Origin of the sequence: Neobacillus canaveralius, assembly GCF_047237705.1 — a bacterium.
In the GTDB taxonomy this organism is placed as follows: domain Bacteria; phylum Bacillota; class Bacilli; order Bacillales; family Cytobacillaceae; genus Neobacillus; species Neobacillus niacini_K.
On sequence record NZ_JBDFLL010000001.1, the window covers coordinates 1281029 to 1297305 of the forward strand.

Genomic DNA, 16277 nt, shown 5'->3' on the forward strand with positions numbered 1-16277 from the left:
ATGAATCATCAGATATCATTAACTGCTTATTTAGCAGCATTTGTAGCTGAGTTGGTACAGACAGGATTAAAGGATGTCGTCGTCAGTCCGGGGTCAAGATCGACCCCGATGGCAATGGTAATGGCCGAACATCCAGAGATAAATGTCCATATTCATGTGGATGAACGTTCTGCTGCCTTCTTTGCTTTGGGAATTGCAAAGGTTACGAATAAGCCAGTGGCGATTTTATGTACTTCCGGAACTGCAGCGGCAAACTATTTTCCGGCAATTATTGAAGCACGCTATTCACGTGTACCGTTACTTGTCTTAACCGCTGACCGGCCTCATGAGCTGAGAGAAGTAGGTGCACCACAGGCGATTGACCAAATTCATTTATATGGTCAACACGTAAAATGGTTTGCTGATATGGCGTTGCCAGAAAGTAGTACTGAAATCATCCGCTATGCACGTACTATCGGGGCACGGGCGGTAGCCATCGCTAGCCAGGCACCAGCAGGTCCAGTTCATTTGAACTTCCCATTCAGGGAACCGCTCATACCTAAATTGGATGAAGATATCTTTCAATTGGAAGAACGACCAATGGGTTATGTAAAAGTGCGAAATGGAGAATTAACGATTCGTGAGGATGAATTAAAGGAAATTTCTTTAAAACTGAATGGTTATAAAAATGGAATCATTGTTTGCGGCAATATTGCTGACGACCGTTTTGCTCAGGCTGTCACAGACTTATCCGACATGTTAAAGTTTCCAATCTTAGCAGATCCATTATCACAACTTAGAAGTGGGCAACATCACTTGGAAAATATCGTGGAAACATATGATACATTTTTAAGAAATGAAGACGCTAAAGTCTATTTGAAACCTGAAGTAATCCTGCGCTTCGGAGCAATGCCTTTATCAAAAGCACTAACCATTTTCTTGAAGGAAAACCATCAAGCTGAACAATTTGTCATCGATGGAGCCGGAGGCTGGCGTGATCCATCATCATTATCTACGGAAATGATTTACTGTAATGAAACCATTTTTTGTGAGCAGATGTTGGCTGTTAGTGAGACAAGGAATTCTAGCGGATTTTTAGAAAAATGGCTGGCCGTTAATCATATTACAAAAGCAAATATGGCACTAATTAAGGATAGCCAGCAATTAAGTGAAGGTCGATTGTTCTATCAATTAGCGGATATGCTTCCTCGGGGTGCCACACTATTTGTTGGAAATAGCATGCCTATCAGAGACTTAGATAGTTTCTTTCACAATAACAATAAATCAATAAAAGTGATTGCTAATAGAGGTGCAAACGGTATTGATGGTACCGTATCTACGGCAATAGGTGCAGGCCTTTACTCACAACCTTTATATCTCGTCTTAGGAGATTTAACTTTTTTCCATGATTTAAATGGGTTGGTTGCCACGAAGCTATATGGTATTGATGTTAAGATTATTGTTGTTAACAATAATGGCGGCGGAATTTTCTCCTTCTTACCACAATCAGAGCATCCTAAGCATTTTGAACTTTTATTTGGGACACCGTTAAACTTAGAGTTTGAGCATGCTGTGCGGATGTTTAATGGTAATTTTGCCAGGGTAAGGGATTGGGAACATTTAGAGCAACTTATGAACCATTCAACCGAAGAAAAGGGATTAAATGTATATGAAGTAGTAACAAACCGTGAGAGTAATTTGGCAGAACATCGCGAGTTTTGGCGGATTGTTTCCGAGGAAATATCAAATTTTGTCAAAGGTCTTCATTAAATGCTGATAAAAATTAAAGGCCTTAATTATCATGTCGAAGTGTGCGGGGAAGGATTTCCATTACTTTTATTACACGGTTTTACTGGGGATTCATCTACCTGGACACCTTTTTGTCCGGTTTGGGGCACCCATTCAAAATTGATTATCCCAGATATTATCGGCCATGGTGAAACAGACTCGCCAGGAGATATAAATTATTATCAAATGGAATCGGCTGCTCAAGACCTAATTTTTCTATTAGATCAGCTAGGTATTGAAAAAATAGATCTCCTCGGTTATTCAATGGGTGGGAGATTAGCGCTAACTCTCGCTATTTTATACCCCGAGAGAGTTAGAAAGTTAATTTTAGAGAGTGCTTCACCTGGACTGAAAACAAATGAAGAAAGAGTACTTCGCCGTATGAAAGACGAGGAACTGGCAAACTTTATTAATGACCAAGGGATCGAGTCCTTTGTTGACTATTGGGAGGCAATCCCTCTCTTTTCTACTATGAACATTCTCCCTAATTCCATTAAAGAATCGATTAGGGAGCAGCGGCTGTCCAATAATGCTAAGGGTCTTGCGAATAGCTTATTAGGAATGGGTACAGGTTCACAAGCCTCATGGTGGAGTAAATTGGACCTTGTTAGTTGTGAAGTGTTATTGTTAACAGGAGAAAAGGATGAAAAGTTCTGTAAGTTAGCCGAAAAAATGTTAAAAGATATGAGAAAAGCTTCCTGGATTGTAATTAATGATTGTGGTCATGCAATTCATGTGGAACAAAAAGAAAAATTTGGTACAATAGTAAGTGACTTTTTGTCAAAATAAAACTAAGGAGGAAGATCGTTTTGACAGTAGAATGGATTGCAGGACGTAAATATGAAGAAATTCTATATGAAACATATAACGGAATCGCAAAAATTACCATTAATCGCCCACATGTACATAATGCATTCACACCGAGAACTGTGATGGAGTTAATTGATGCTTTTGCCTATGCTCGTGATGATTCTAGTGTAGGAGTTATCGTACTTACAGGTGCCGGAGACAAAGCGTTTTGTTCAGGCGGTGACCAAAAGGTACGCGGTCATGGCGGCTATGTTGGTGAAGATCAAATCCCACGATTAAATGTACTAGACCTACAGCGCTTAATTCGTGTAATACCAAAACCGGTTATTGCCATGGTTAAGGGATATGCGATTGGCGGCGGGCACGTTTTACACATTGTTTGTGATTTAACGATTGCAGCTGACAATGCAGTTTTTGGACAGACTGGTCCAAATGTAGGAAGTTTCGATGCTGGTTATGGTTCAGGCTATCTAGCAAGAATTATCGGTCATAAAAAGGCCCGCGAAATTTGGTTCTTATGCCGTCAGTATAATGCACAGGAAGCTCTTGATATGGGCCTAGTAAATACAGTTGTTCCACTTGAAAGAGTGGAGGAGGAAACCATTCAGTGGTGTAATGAAATTCTTGAGAAAAGTCCAACTGCACTTCGCTTCATAAAAGCAGCAATGAATGCAGATACTGATGGCTTAGCGGGTCTTCAGCAATTTGCTGGCGATGCAACTCTTCTTTACTATACAACCGAAGAGGCTAAAGAAGGTCGTGACGCATTTAAAGAAAAACGAAAGCCAGACTTTGGTCAATTCCCACGTTTCCCTTGATTCAAAATGTTGCAGCTTGATGGACTCCATCAGGCTGTTTTTATATAGAAAAGCGGAAGCTACTCGGCACTAAAGCTAGACAAATAGGACAACTAACTAGAAGTAGGTGAAAATTAATGCAATATGAAACCATGCCTAACTTTCTAAAAAAAAGAGCATTTCTCACACCTGAGAGAACGGCGGTTTATTTCAATGAACAGACACTATCTTTTAAAGAATTATATCAAAGCTCCTATCAGATTGCTGGACAGCTTCAAGGTTTAGGAGTAAAAAAAGATCAATATATTGGTGTATTACTTAAAAATCATCTTGATACCATTGTAATATTATTTGCCCTTCAGCTCATTGGAGTCAAGGCAGTTATCTTAAATAATCGATTATCGAAAAAAGAATTAATGTGGCAGCTAAATGACTCCAGGGCAGTCGCGTTAATTCTCGAAAATGATTTTTACGATATAAAGCAGGACTTAGAAGTGCCAGTTATTACAAAAGAAGAGTTGTTTGCAGCAGTAATAGAAGTTCCTGAAATCCAGGAAGAAATTAACTTAAATGATGTCTGTACGGTCATGTATACATCAGGTACAACAGGAAATCCGAAAGGCGTCCTTCATACATATGGCAACCATTGGTGGAGTGCTGTGGGTTCGGCATTAAATTTAGGATATACCGAGAGTGACCGCTGGCTTTGCAGCGTTCCACTTTTTCATATAAGTGGTTATTCCATCTTAATGAAAAGTGTTATTTATGGAATGCCTATTATCCTACATGAAAGTTTTGACGCTGACAGAGCGATAAATGATATTAAAAACAATCATGTTACGATTATGTCAGTGGTAGGAACAATGCTTTATAGGATTGTTGAAGCCCTTAAAGATTCTAAGCTGCCAAATCATTTCCGCTGTGCACTATTAGGAGGCGGTCCTGCACCGTTGCCACTATTAGAGGCATGTAAGGCAAAAGAAGTTCCCGTTTTTCAATCCTATGGGATGACGGAGACGGCTTCACAAATCGTTACACTAGCTCCAGAGTACAGCATCACAAAACTAGGTTCGGCTGGTAAGCCACTATTCCCATCACAACTTGAAATTATTTTGGAGGATGGAAAAATTGCACCAACAAAACAAGCAGGTGAAATTATTGTAAAAGGTCCGAATGTGACAAAGGGGTACTTAAATCGTCCTGATGTCATAAAGGAAAAGTTTAATCAAGGTTGGTTTCATACAGGAGACATTGGCTATTTGGATGAAGAAGGCTTTTTATACGTGCTTGACCGGCGTTCTGATCTCATTATCTCTGGAGGGGAAAACATTTATCCTGCCGAAATAGAATCTGTTTTATTAGCTCATCCAGATGTCGCTGATGCTGGTGTTACTGGTATCGATAATGAAACATGGGGACAAGTTCCAGCGGCTTTTATTGTTCGCAAAAAAAATGCACATGTGACCGAGGAAGAACTTAAATTGTTTTGTTTAGAAAACTTGGCGAAATACAAAGTACCAAAATCGTTCTATTTTACGGAAAAACTTCCGAGGAATGCTGCTAAAAAGCTTCTTCGCAGAAAGCTACTTGATTTGGTTCAAGAGAGCAGGAATGTTAAATGAGAATTGCTCAAATTAAACTTAGAGTGATAAGTATGCCATTGAAGTCCCCCTTTCACACCCACTTAGGTACGGTAACAGAGCGTGAGGGGATCATTGTAGAGGTAATCGATTCAGATGGCATTTCTGGATATGGAGAGGGTGTCGCATTTTCCACACCGTGGTACACAGAAGAGACTGTCGCGACAAGTTTACATATTGTGAGTGATGTATTAATCCCGTTGCTCAAGAAGTGGCCAATTAAACATCCTGAGGACGCAGCTATTCTTTTCCAGTCAGTTAGGAGAAACCATATGGCCAAGGCGGGATTAGAAATGGCCCTTTGGGATTTATATGCAAAAAGGAATTCAATGTCGCTCTCTAAAGTCATTGGGGGAACTAGAAGTGAAATTGCTGCTGGTGTGGTGGTCGCTGCTGATTCGCTTAATAGTTCTCTCAATCAAATTGAAAAATATTTGGGAGAGGGATACCAGAGATTTAAGATTAAGATTAATCCTAGTCAGGATTATTCTGTTCTAGAAGAAATACGTCGCTATTATCCAGAACTTCCGTTAATGGCTGATGCTAATTCTGCTTACACCTTAAACGATATCGACAGATTGAAAGCACTAGATGACTTTAATCTTTTGATGATCGAACAGCCGCTGGCTAGTGACGATATCATTGAACACTCACTACTTCAAAATGAGATAAATACACCGATCTGTTTAGACGAAAGTATTGTCAGCTTTAATGATGCAAAAAATGCTATTGAACTTGGGAGCTGTAAGATTATTAATATTAAAGCAGGAAGAGTGGGAGGTCTGTACGAAGCAATAAGAATTCATGATTTTTGCCTCGATAGGGGTATCGAGGTTTGGTGCGGGGGAATGATCGAATTTGGAATATCCCGTGCCCATAACATAGCGCTTGCTTCACTTCCTGGCTTTACAATCCCCGGTGATATTTCTGCTTCTAATCGATTTTGGGATGAAGATATCATTAGTCCTGAGGTAAGTGTTAAAAATGGATCTGTAAGCGTTCCGGATACACCAGGCATAGGGTTTGGCATTAATGAAAAGAGGCTTAAGGAAACAACAAGAATAGAAAAGGTATTTAAATTCGAAAATAAATAAACCAGACGAAATGTCTGGTTTATTTTATTTATAAATCTGAAGGTTCAAATGTTTTACAATCTGTTTCTTGACTGTTATCAGCTGTTTTTCCTTTGTGGCTGACAACATATATACTATCTGCATTGCATTTATTTCCTTTTGCCCAAAAAGAACAATTGTTTACTTCACATAATACATCTTGTGCCATTTGTATCACTCCTTATGGTCATTCGTAATACAAAAATAGCTTTTGATTTTTTACATCTTCTCATCCCTGTAAGTTAAAGGGAAGTAACCAACTAATCGTTTAAAGCCGTTTTTAGCGATTCTAAGTTCTGCTCCATGAGTGTAAAGTATGTTTCATTATCCTTGATATTTTCTTTTGTTAAGATACCTAAATTATGAACTGGTAAAGCCTTAGCATCAATTTCCTTTTGAACAATCTCCGCTAATTTTGATTGGACATTTTGTTCAAAAAGAATGTAATGCAGTCCTTGTTTATCGGCAAGTGAGATAATATTCTCTAGTTCACGCTGGGTTGGCTCATTCGTGGTGGAAAGGCCAGAAATACTGATTTCCTCAAGCCCGTACCTTTGCTCCCAGTAGCTAAAGGCAGCATGAGTAACAAGAATTTCTTTATGTTTTGCAGTTTGAATAGTGCTTTCAAATTCCGAATTTAATTGATCTAATTCATCCGCAAGCTTCTGATAATTCTGATTAAACGTCTCCTTATTTTGAGGCATTTTTTCAATTAAAGAATCCCTAATGACAGCAGCCATTTCTTTCGAATATACCGGGTCAAGCCATACATGAGGATTAAAATCTCCATGACCGTCATCCTCATGGTCATCGTGTGCTTCATGTTCTTCTGCAGGATCTAAAATAAGATCTTCAGCAGTTGGAATCAACGAGACGTTTTCATTTTTTAATGATTCTTTAGCACTCTCTACAAATCCTTCTAATCCCAAGCCGATGTAGAAAAATAAATCTGAATCCGCCAGTTTGATCATATCTTTTTGGGATGGTTCAAATGTATGTTCATCTGCTCCTGGTGGATAGATGGTATTGACTGTAACGTATTTTCCACCGATACGTTCCGTAAAATATTGAAGAGGGAATACTGTGGAATAAATGGTTAGTTGCTCTTTCTTGTTATCTGTTTGTTCATTTTCAGCACTGCAAGCAGTGATTACCAGGCTAATTAGTAAAATAAATGGTAAAAGAATATTTTTTTTCATATGTGCTCCTTTAAAAGTTTATAAACCGGAGTTATTACGATTTATATTCGAAAAATTTTTAGAATTTAGATTATAAAAAAATGTATAATACGGAACGATTCCGATTTCCTTATGTATATTACAAAAAAAATGAGTTAAATGCAAGCATAAAATTTTAGCATGCGTTAGTATTTATGTATGCTTAATATAAACAAAGTTAAGGTGGGATAATTATGAATAACACTACATTATTAAATGAAATCTTGGATTATAACCAAAAATTTGTTGAAAGCCGCGAATATGAGAAATATGAGACAACAAAATTTCCAAATAAACGAGCGGTCATACTAACATGTATGGACACGCGATTATTGGAATTATTGCCAAAGGCAATGAACTTAAGCAACGGTGATATAAAGACGATTAAAAATGCCGGGGCATTGGTTTCACATCCATTTGGGAGTATTATGAGAAGTATTCTTATCGCTGTATATCAGCTGCAAGCAGAGGAAGTGCTAGTCATTGCCCATCACGATTGTGGGATGAGCGGATTAAAGGCTGAACCAGTTATAGAAAGTATGATGAGCCGTGGAGTAACAGAAGTAACGTTTGATACTCTAACTTATTCAGGTATTGATATTAAAAATTGGCTGCATGGATTTGATAATGTCACAGAAAGCGTGGAGCATAGTGTTGGAGTTATAAAAAACCATCCATTAATGCCAGAAGGTGTTCCGGTACATGGGTTGGTCATTGACCCTAAGACAGGAAAACTGGACCTTGTTGTCGATGGTTACCAAGGTTAATTCTCCTTTTTCTCTGGCACCGGATCTATTCCGCCCGGATGAAAAGGATGACATTTAAGAATTCTCTTTAAAGTAAGCCAGCCGCCTTTTAAAGCTCCAAACCGTTGAACAGCCTCTAACCCATAATGCGAACACGTGGGATAAAAACGACAACTTGGCGGCTTTATAGGTGATATGGCAACTTGATAAAATCGAATAACAGAAATTAAAATCTTTTTAAACATAGGGGAAACTCCCTTCAACAAATTACTTAAAAGATATCACAATTAGAAAAAAACGTCTAAATTGTTAATTATAATTAAGTTGATGAAAAAACTCGGAATTTATAGTATCATACTACTTAGACGTATAAAAGGAGTGGGGAAATAATGCCTTCAGTTGAAAGCTTTGATTTAGATCATAATGCTGTTAAAGCACCTTACGTTAGACATTGTGGTGTCCATAAGGTAGGAAGCGACGGTATTGTTAATAAATACGATATTCGTTTTTGCCAGCCAAATAAACAGGCGATGAAGCCTGATGTTATCCATACATTAGAACATTTGCTTGCATTTAATCTCCGTGCACACGTAGAGAAATATGATCACTTTGATATTATTGATATTTCACCTATGGGCTGCCAAACAGGCTACTATTTGGTTGTGAGCGGTGAGCCTACTGTTGAAGAGATCATTGACCTTCTTGAAGATACGATGAAGACTGCAGTTGAAATAACTGAGATCCCGGCAGCAAATGAAAGACAATGTGGTCAAGCAAAACTTCACGATTTAGAGGGAGCAAAACGTCTAATGCGTTTTTGGCTTGAACAAAGTAAAGAAGACTTAAAACAAGTTTTTGCATAAAAATAAAAAATTCCTATTCTTAGTGAATAGGAATTTTTTTACTGCTTTTTTTCGTTATTTTCATTCTTTAAATAAGGATTATCGTCGAGTGGGTCTACTGTATGTTTAAATTTATATGCTTTTGACGTAGTAATTACAGCAAGCAATAATACCACAATAATGATAACAATACTTACAACAAATATCGTATACAAGTTTTCTCCTCCCTTTTCTTCTCTTATATTTTAGCATGGTTTGACTCTTTTTTAACAAAAAAAAGGAACTGCTATCTGCAGTTCCTTGATTTGAGTGGGTATGTAAGGATTAGTGGATATTTCTTGGATAATAAGTATGGGTGCGCTGCTGGCCGTATTCTTCCTGGGCGAATTTACCTTTTAGGCTCTCAATTAAATAAAGCCCCATTAAATCGTATAATTCTTGTTTATCCATCTCTTTAATTAAGTGTAGAAGATCCTCATGTGACATTTCTTCTAAGAAGGCGAATGCTAACATATCAATATCCTCTTCATCACCTGTAAGCTTGTCTCGATACATCTGAAATAATTCATCGACTAACCTCATTCCGTTCACCTCCAAAGAATTTTTTAAAATTTTTTTCCTTACTTATTCAATTCCCTTAATGATGAAAAATATCCTCTATGGCTGAAGCGAAAGTTTGTAAAAATGGTGAAAATCCATTTTCTTAATATTATGACAATTATACATCATTCAGTTCTAAAAAATGAGTCGAAATTTGAAAAAGAATAAATTTTATTTGATTGTGGGAAATTCTAAATAATATTAATAAGGGGATGACAAAATGGATCAGCAAAAAAAGACCTATTATATAGACGTTGGGCATGGACAAATATCCCAAAGTGCAACAGCTTCTACATGGAGCTTTAAAATTCAAGCGAATGATGAAGAAATTACCCAGCTTCGAGAGCTTTTTGACCAAAATTATTCAACAGAATGGCAAAACTTCTTTAGAGCCCATGTTCCATATGTTCAATATCATTACGACCGTGAAAACGACGCTTATGACAATACGATTGAACAAGTTTATGGGATGATTTACAAACTAGGTGATAATGGAGCTAAAAGTCATATTGAATCGATGAATATCTTACCAAAACAAGGGTAATAAAAGCGGAAAATCCTCTATACAAGGATTTTCCGTTTTTTTCGATTATAATAAATAATCAAGAGGTACCTAGGGGTGAGGGTAGATGAAAAATTTTATAGATCAATTAGGGAACAAGGTAGAGCTTTCATTCTCAAGCAATGCCTTTGAGCAGGAAGCGGAGCATGTATTTGTGATTTGTAAATATTTGGATGATTGGTTATTAACTAATCATAGTGTTCGAGGACTGGAATTTCCGGGAGGTAAAGTCGAACCTGGAGAGTCCCTCAAAGAAGCGGCTATTCGGGAGGTTTATGAGGAGACCGGAGCCACTTTAGAAGACCTTTCACAAATTGCTGAATATAGAGTTGCTGACGAAAAAAATACTTTTGTAAAGGCTGTATTTTGGGGGAAAATAAAATCAGTACATAAAATGAATAGCTATTTTGAGACAAAAGGGCCAGTTTTAGTAAAAGGTGATTTGTTAGATTTGCGTTTTGGTAAAGAGTACAGCTTTATTATGAAGGATGATGTGGTGGCAGAATGTGTGAAGTATATCTATAATCTGCAACACGAAAAAGAATAGCGACAAATTTAGATAAGCCGCTATTCCTTGATAAGTTTTTTTTCCAATAGCTCTACAAGCTGATACATGATGGTGGCAACGATAGCGATTACCAATAAAGATAAAAAAACCAGGGTAAAATTAAAGACTTGGAAGCCATAAATGATAAAGTAACCCAATCCTCTGGATGAAACTAAAAACTCACCCACGATGACACCAACCCAGGATAAACCAACATTGACCTTTAAGGTTGAAATTATGGTTGGAAAACTAGCAGGAAGAATGGCTTCCTTAAAGCATTGAAGTCGTGTAGCCCCGAATGTTTGCAGTACTTTTAAATAGTTAGGGTCTACTTCTTTAAAAGAAGTATAAACAACAATCGTTGTAATGATAACCGAGATGATGGCTCCCATTGCAATAATGGAAGGATATCCAGGCCCAAGGGCGACAATTAATATGGGACCTAAGGCGACCTTCGGCATTGCGTTTAGAATGACGAGATAGGGGTCAATAATTTTTGACAGCATCGGTGACCACCAAAGCAGTGCTGCTAGTACGGTTCCCAGTAGTGTACCTAATACGAAACCAAAAATAGTTTCGGTTAAGGTAACACCAAGATTGGACATCAAAGAACCATCTTGTAATTTTTCGAGAAATAAATCCCAAATTTTTGATGGAGAACTGAAGAGTAAAGGATCTATCCAACGTTTTTGACTCGAAATTTCCCAACTAGAAAAAAAGAGCAGGAAAATGACGATTTGGTAAAAACGTACCCATCTTTTTTCAATCGTCAGGGAATGTAAATAATTTTTATGGAGGAGGCTCACGTTAGTTTTTCCTTGTTTCAAGTGAATCCAGCTCCTTCCATATTTTCTGAAAGATACTTGAAAATGCCTCATGGTTTCTAGCGTTAAAAGGGGATACGTTTCTTAGTTCTTCTGGCATTTCAAAAATTTTATGAATTCTGCCCGGACTTGGTGAAAAGAGCACAACCCGATCACTCATTGCTATGGCTTCACCAATATCATGTGTGACTAGAATGGCTGTTTTTCCAAAGGAGTCGAGCGTGTTTGATACTAATTCTTCCAGCTTTAACTTAGTTTGATAATCCAATGCTGAAAATGGTTCATCAAGCATAAGAAGCTTGGGTTCCGTGGCAAGCGTTCTTACAAGCGCAGCACGCTGCCTCATACCACCTGAAAGCTGCTTAGGGAGCTGTTTCTCGATACCCTTTAAACCCATTTGATTTAAAAGGTTTAATGCGGCACTTTTTGTTTGCTCGTTCAATTGTTTGGATAATTTTAGACCAATAAGGATATTTTCTTCAATTGTTTTCCATGGAAATAGATAGTCCTGTTGGAGCATATAGCCGATTTGGTTCTTTAGCCCCGTGATTGGTTTATTTTCAAGCAAAATGGTTCCTTGTGTTGGTTTTATAAGCCCAGCAATAATGGAAAGTAAAGTTGTCTTTCCACAGCCGCTAGGGCCGAGGAAGGAAACAAATTCACCTTCCTCTACAATCAAACTTATTTCCGAGAGGGCCGTTGTTTCAGAGGCTTTTGTGAAATAAGTGTGATGGATATCTTTAATGGCTAAGAAACTCATTTTGACGGCCTCCCATATTTTTTATTCTTCTTTTACTTTTTCAGCTATTTCTGTATTTACAAGTGTAGAGTGATCAACCTCTTTTGGAAGCTCACCTGCTTCGTCCATGATGTTCTGTAGATTGTTCCACTCTTCCACATCAAGGATCGGATCAGTTGCAAATGAGCCTTGCTCTTTATAACGGTCTACTACTGTGCTAATGAGTTTGACGTCTGTATCAGGGAAATAGGATTGAATTGCCTCAGCGATTTCGTCTGAGCTATGTGTTTCAACCCATTGCTGTGCCTTGTAAACGGCTCTGGTAAATTTTTCTACAATATCCTTGTTTTCTTTCATGTAACTGTCTTTTGCCATGAAGGTTGTATATGGAACATGGCCGGATTCTGTTCCAAAGGAAGCAATAATATGTCCTTTTCCTTCTTGTTCAAAAATGCTCGCCTGTGGTTCAAATAATTGAACAAAATCACCTGTTCCAGAGGCAAATGCACTAGCTATATTTGCAAAATCAATGTTTTGGATGAGATTTAAATCTTGGTGAGGGTCGATGCCATGCTTTTTGAGAACGAACTCCCCAACCATTTGCGGCATACCGCCAGTACGTTGCCCTAAGAATGTTGAACCCTTAAGAAGATCCCATGAGAAATTATCAATTTTTTCTCTTGAGACCAGGAAGGTGCCATCAGTCTGTGTGAGTTGTGCAAAGTTAATAACCGGATCATTGGATCCTTGAGCGTAAACATAAATCGAAGTCTCAGAGCCTACCAACGCAACATCAGCACCATTGGATAACAGTGTTGTCATGGTTTTATCGCCGCCAAAGGCTGTAGACAATTCCACTTCCAGGCCCTCTTCTTCGAAAAATCCTTTTGCGATGGCGACATATTCAGGGGCATAGAAGATAGAACGAGTAACTTCAACCAATCGTACCTTTTCAATTTTCTCTGAATCGGTTTTATCAGTACTGTTACAAGCAGCTAGTGAGAACATCAGAATTAAAATAAGAACTGAAGAAAAGCCAATTTTTAACCATTTTTTCATACCAAAACCCTCCTTATTACAATAAAAATCTGGGCTGTTGACCTAACATATCGTATGAAACAGAAATAAATGTGTGAATGCTTACTTACATAAATTTTTACGGTTGAATGGAAAGGTGAAATCTAGTGAACAAACAAAATGGAAAAATCATCGAAGTCTATCGTTTTCCTTCACCCAATCCTAATGTGGAATTAAGGGAGATTACCTATCTTTCTGATGGATTGAGGGTTAAAGGTCTGCTGGCTGAGCCAAAAATAAAAGGAAATTATGATGGCTTTTTATATTTGCGCGGCGGCATCAAGAACGTCGGAAAGGTCAGACCTGCAAGAATTGCTCAGTTTGCCTCTGAAGGATTCATCGTATTCGCTCCTTATTATCGAGGGAATCAAGGGGGAGAGGGGAATGAGGATTTTGCTGGAGAGGACAGGGAGGACGCTTTTGCGGGCTATGAGCTTTTAAAGTCATTTCCTAATGTAGAGTATATCCATGTCTTTGGCTTTTCGCGAGGTGGTGTCATGGCATTGATGACAGCACTCGAGTATCCAGAGGCTGCCTCGATTGTTACTTGGGGCGGGGTTAGTGATATGACGTTAACCTATGAAGAAAGAAAAGATTTGCGAAAAATGATGAAAAGGGTGATTGGTGGTACACCTGGAAAATATCCCGAAAGATATGAAGAGCGAACACCTCTTTATGAGCTCGAAAAGCTTTTAGCACCTGTATTAATCATTCATGGAGTAAATGATCAGAATGTTTCGGTGGAGCATGCCTACAGACTCGAAAGAAGACTTAAGATGTTAAATAAGCCTGTGGAATGCTGGTATTTTGATGATTTTACTCACTACTTTCCTCCTGTAGTAAACAAAAAAATCGTGGAGGATTTAACGAAGTGGATGAAATGTCAAATCAAAAGATGATAAAATAGAAGTAAGTCCAATTACAGAGGAGCGGGTACATATGGGTATGCCCCTTGAGTTAAATACGATGATTGTAACAAAAGGCAGGGAAAAAAGAATCGAAGAAAATCTTTTCGTATTAGAAAAGGAAGGCTATCGACTTTATCCGATTGATATTCCCATTGAGTTGAGAAAAACCATTGAAAGCGATACGAGCGGAACAGCCGTCATTAAAAAAGTAGAATGGCAAGAAAGCCGCACGTGGTTAACTTACCAATTAATTTCACTAAATTCTACAAATTAGTAAAAGGCCCTTATCGACAACGATAAGGGTCTGCTCTATGGCTTTGATAGCTGTCTAGCTTCAGCGCCTAGGGGCTCGGGTCATAAGCCAATCCGTCAGAAAGGTTAAAGAACAACCTTCCCGCCGGCTCGTCTTATGCCTGCCGCCCCTGGACAAGGCGCATCCGCTTTTCTATTTTGGTCCACCTTTTTCTTCAATTTCTGAATCCACTTTGGTGAATTTTTTAAAGTTTTCGCGGAATTTATTCGCTAATTCTATTGCTTTCTTTTCATATACTAGTGGGTCTGCCCAAGTTTTGCTGGGTTGAAGAACCTCATCCGGCACACCAGCAATGTGGAGTGGAATATTTAGTCCGAAAATATCATCTTGTACGGTTTCAACATTGTTTAGTTCCCCTTCAAGTGCAGCCTGAATCATCGCTCTTGTATAGGATAACTTCATGCGGTTCCCCACTCCGTATTCTCCGCCTGTCCAGCCTGTATTTACAAGAAAAACATTTGCATTATGCTCAAGAATCTTTTCACCAAGCATTTTTGCATAACGTGTTGCAGGTAAAGGCAGGAATGGTGCACCAAAGCAAGTGGAGAAGGTGGCCTCTGGAGAAGTTACCCCACGCTCAGTTCCTGCTAGCTTGGATGTATAACCACTCAAGAAATGATACATTGCCTGCTCTTTCGTTAATTTTGAGATTGGAGGCAATACCCCAAATGCGTCTGCGGTTAAAAAGACAATGGTATTCGGGTGGCCTGCAATGCTTGGCTGAACTATATTTTCAATGGCGTGCATCGGATAAGCAGCCCTTGTATTTTCAGTAAGAGTTGAATCGTCATAGTCTGCAATTCTTGTATCAGGATTAAGAACAACATTTTCTAATACGGAACCAAAATGGATGGCATCAAAAATTTGCGGCTCTTTTTCTCTGGAAAGATTAATGGTTTTTGCATAGCAGCCGCCTTCAATATTAAACACGCCATTCGATGACCAGCCGTGCTCATCATCACCAATTAAGCGGCGTTTTGGGTCTGCAGATAAAGTGGTTTTTCCTGTCCCAGAAAGACCGAAGAACAAAGCAACATCACCTTCAACACCAATATTAGCAGAGCAGTGCATAGAGAAAATATTATTCTCAGGCAGCAGGTAGTTCATTATTGAGAAGATTGATTTTTTCATTTCACCAGCATATTCCGTTCCGCCGATTAAGATCGTCCGTTTTTCGAAAGAGATAATAATAAAGGTTTCAGACTTTGTTCCGTCTATAACCGGATTTGCTTTAAAGTTAGGAGCCGAAATGACAGTGAATCCGGGTTTATGTGTCAGCAATTCCTCTTCACTAGGCCGAATAAACAATTGATGGGCGAATAAATTATGCCAAGCATATTCATTCACAATTTGAATCGGCAATTGGGTCTTTTTATCAGCACCTGCAAACCCTTTAAAGACGAATATTTCATTTTTTTCTTTTAAGTAGTCTAAAACTTTTTGATAGAGGTTATTAAATATTTCTTCTGAAATTGGCTGATTTAAATTGCCCCAATCAATTTTATCCTTAATGGATTCTTCCATGACAATAAATTTGTCTTGAGGAGATCTTCCAGTATATTTACCTGTTGATACACTTATCGCACCAGTTGAGGTTAGTTTTCCCTCATTCCTAGATAGAATTTTTTCCACTAATTGAGGAACAGACATTTGAATGTGCACATGGCTTTCTTCCAGCAATTGGCTTAATTCATTTGGGACATGTACTGAATTCATCAGAACGAACCTTCCTTTTCAAGTTTTTAATTGTCAATATATTCATAAAAAGTATAACAC

The 16277-nt window shown here is 38.3% G+C and carries 20 protein-coding genes; 11 read left to right on the forward strand and 9 right to left on the reverse strand.

Annotation, left to right across the window (positions count from 1 at the left end):
- The 5 genes from menD to menC all read left to right on the forward strand — a co-directional run bounded on the left by menD (position 1) and on the right by menC (position 6108).
- Positions 1-1749, forward strand: a complete 1749-nt coding sequence (gene menD, locus ABC255_RS06255; RefSeq protein ID WP_412992097.1) for a 2-succinyl-5-enolpyruvyl-6-hydroxy-3-cyclohexene-1-carboxylic-acid synthase — start codon at positions 1-3, stop codon at positions 1747-1749.
- The gene (menH, locus tag ABC255_RS06260; protein WP_412992099.1) at positions 1750-2556 is read left to right on the forward strand and encodes a 2-succinyl-6-hydroxy-2,4-cyclohexadiene-1-carboxylate synthase; all 807 of its coding nucleotides are present in this window, start codon (positions 1750-1752) and stop codon (positions 2554-2556) included.
- Between the two features lie 20 nt (positions 2557-2576).
- Complete coding sequence (gene menB, locus ABC255_RS06265) at positions 2577-3395, forward strand: 1,4-dihydroxy-2-naphthoyl-CoA synthase (protein WP_335531592.1); 819 nt, start codon at positions 2577-2579, stop codon at positions 3393-3395.
- A 116-nt stretch (positions 3396-3511) separates the two neighbouring features.
- Positions 3512-4996, forward strand: a complete 1485-nt coding sequence (locus ABC255_RS06270) for an o-succinylbenzoate--CoA ligase (protein ID WP_412992101.1) — start codon at positions 3512-3514, stop codon at positions 4994-4996.
- Positions 4993-6108, forward strand: a complete 1116-nt coding sequence (menC, locus tag ABC255_RS06275; protein WP_412992103.1) for an o-succinylbenzoate synthase — start codon at positions 4993-4995, stop codon at positions 6106-6108. Before ABC255_RS06270 ends, menC begins: the two co-directional genes overlap by 4 nt.
- Positions 6109-6136: 28 nt before the next feature.
- On the opposite strand, the gene ABC255_RS06280 is transcribed toward menC, so the two are convergent.
- Entirely contained in the window at positions 6137-6295 is a 159-nt protein-coding gene (locus tag ABC255_RS06280; RefSeq protein WP_412992104.1) for a DUF1540 domain-containing protein, read from the reverse strand.
- 91 nt (positions 6296-6386) lie between these two features.
- Positions 6387-7325 (reverse strand): metal ABC transporter solute-binding protein, Zn/Mn family, encoded by a 939-nt coding sequence (locus ABC255_RS06285; protein ID WP_412992105.1) that lies wholly within the window; start codon positions 7323-7325, stop codon positions 6387-6389.
- A gap of 212 nt (positions 7326-7537) precedes the next feature.
- On the opposite strand from ABC255_RS06285, the gene ABC255_RS06290 reads away from it, so the two are divergent.
- Complete coding sequence (locus ABC255_RS06290) at positions 7538-8110, forward strand: beta-class carbonic anhydrase (protein ID WP_412992106.1); 573 nt, start codon at positions 7538-7540, stop codon at positions 8108-8110.
- Here the strand turns inward: ABC255_RS06290 and yidD are convergent.
- Positions 8107-8334 carry a membrane protein insertion efficiency factor YidD gene (gene yidD, locus ABC255_RS06295; protein ID WP_412992108.1) on the reverse strand — a complete coding sequence of 76 codons (228 nt, stop codon included), beginning with the start codon at positions 8332-8334 and terminating at the stop codon, positions 8107-8109. The two genes, ABC255_RS06290 and yidD, sit on opposite strands and share 4 nt — an antisense overlap.
- 144 nt (positions 8335-8478) lie before the next feature.
- Here yidD and ABC255_RS06300 point away from each other — a divergent pair, with 144 nt between their 5' ends.
- On the forward strand, positions 8479-8952 hold the full coding sequence (locus ABC255_RS06300; RefSeq protein WP_335531603.1) for an S-ribosylhomocysteine lyase: 474 nt from the start codon (positions 8479-8481) through the stop codon (positions 8950-8952).
- A gap of 38 nt (positions 8953-8990) precedes the next feature.
- Here ABC255_RS06300 and ytzI read toward each other — a convergent pair whose 3' ends face one another.
- Together ytzI and ABC255_RS06310 are read right to left on the reverse strand one after the other, a co-directional pair.
- A complete protein-coding gene (gene ytzI, locus ABC255_RS06305; RefSeq protein WP_412992110.1) occupies positions 8991-9146 on the reverse strand; it encodes a YtzI protein in 156 nt (51 codons plus the stop codon).
- A gap of 109 nt (positions 9147-9255) precedes the next feature.
- Positions 9256-9513, reverse strand: coding sequence for a DUF6154 family protein (locus tag ABC255_RS06310; protein WP_179160128.1), 258 nt, complete (start codon positions 9511-9513; stop codon positions 9256-9258).
- 238 nt (positions 9514-9751) lie between these two features.
- On the opposite strand from ABC255_RS06310, the gene ABC255_RS06315 reads away from it, so the two are divergent.
- Positions 9752-10075 carry a hydrolase gene (locus tag ABC255_RS06315; RefSeq protein ID WP_412992113.1) on the forward strand — a complete coding sequence of 108 codons (324 nt, stop codon included), beginning with the start codon at positions 9752-9754 and terminating at the stop codon, positions 10073-10075.
- An 85-nt stretch (positions 10076-10160) separates the two neighbouring features.
- Complete coding sequence (gene ytkD / locus ABC255_RS06320) at positions 10161-10640, forward strand: RNA deprotection pyrophosphohydrolase (protein WP_412992115.1); 480 nt, start codon at positions 10161-10163, stop codon at positions 10638-10640.
- Between the two features lie 20 nt (positions 10641-10660).
- On the opposite strand, the gene ABC255_RS06325 is transcribed toward ytkD, so the two are convergent.
- From ABC255_RS06325 to ABC255_RS06335, 3 genes are read right to left on the reverse strand one after another with little or no spacing between them, the layout of a single operon-like run.
- Positions 10661-11467: an ABC transporter permease gene (locus ABC255_RS06325; RefSeq protein ID WP_412992117.1), complete on the reverse strand. Its 807-nt coding sequence runs from the start codon at positions 11465-11467 to the stop codon at positions 10661-10663.
- Entirely contained in the window at positions 11448-12224 is a 777-nt protein-coding gene (locus ABC255_RS06330) for an ABC transporter ATP-binding protein (protein ID WP_412992118.1), read from the reverse strand. The genes ABC255_RS06325 and ABC255_RS06330 overlap by 20 nt, the downstream gene beginning before the upstream one ends.
- Positions 12225-12245: 21 nt before the next feature.
- Positions 12246-13262, reverse strand: a complete 1017-nt coding sequence (locus ABC255_RS06335; protein ID WP_335531617.1) for an ABC transporter substrate-binding protein — start codon at positions 13260-13262, stop codon at positions 12246-12248.
- A gap of 125 nt (positions 13263-13387) precedes the next feature.
- On the opposite strand from ABC255_RS06335, the gene ABC255_RS06340 reads away from it, so the two are divergent.
- Together ABC255_RS06340 and ABC255_RS06345 are read left to right on the forward strand one after the other, a co-directional pair.
- Complete coding sequence (locus ABC255_RS06340) at positions 13388-14179, forward strand: alpha/beta hydrolase family protein (RefSeq protein ID WP_412992120.1); 792 nt, start codon at positions 13388-13390, stop codon at positions 14177-14179.
- A 40-nt stretch (positions 14180-14219) separates the two neighbouring features.
- Entirely contained in the window at positions 14220-14462 is a 243-nt protein-coding gene (locus ABC255_RS06345; protein ID WP_335531621.1) for a DUF2584 domain-containing protein, read from the forward strand.
- Positions 14463-14633: 171 nt separating this feature from the next.
- Here the strand turns inward: ABC255_RS06345 and pckA are convergent, their stop codons facing one another.
- Positions 14634-16217 carry a phosphoenolpyruvate carboxykinase (ATP) gene (pckA, locus tag ABC255_RS06350; protein ID WP_412992122.1) on the reverse strand — a complete coding sequence of 528 codons (1584 nt, stop codon included), beginning with the start codon at positions 16215-16217 and terminating at the stop codon, positions 14634-14636.
- Positions 16218-16277: the final 60 nt, after the last annotated feature.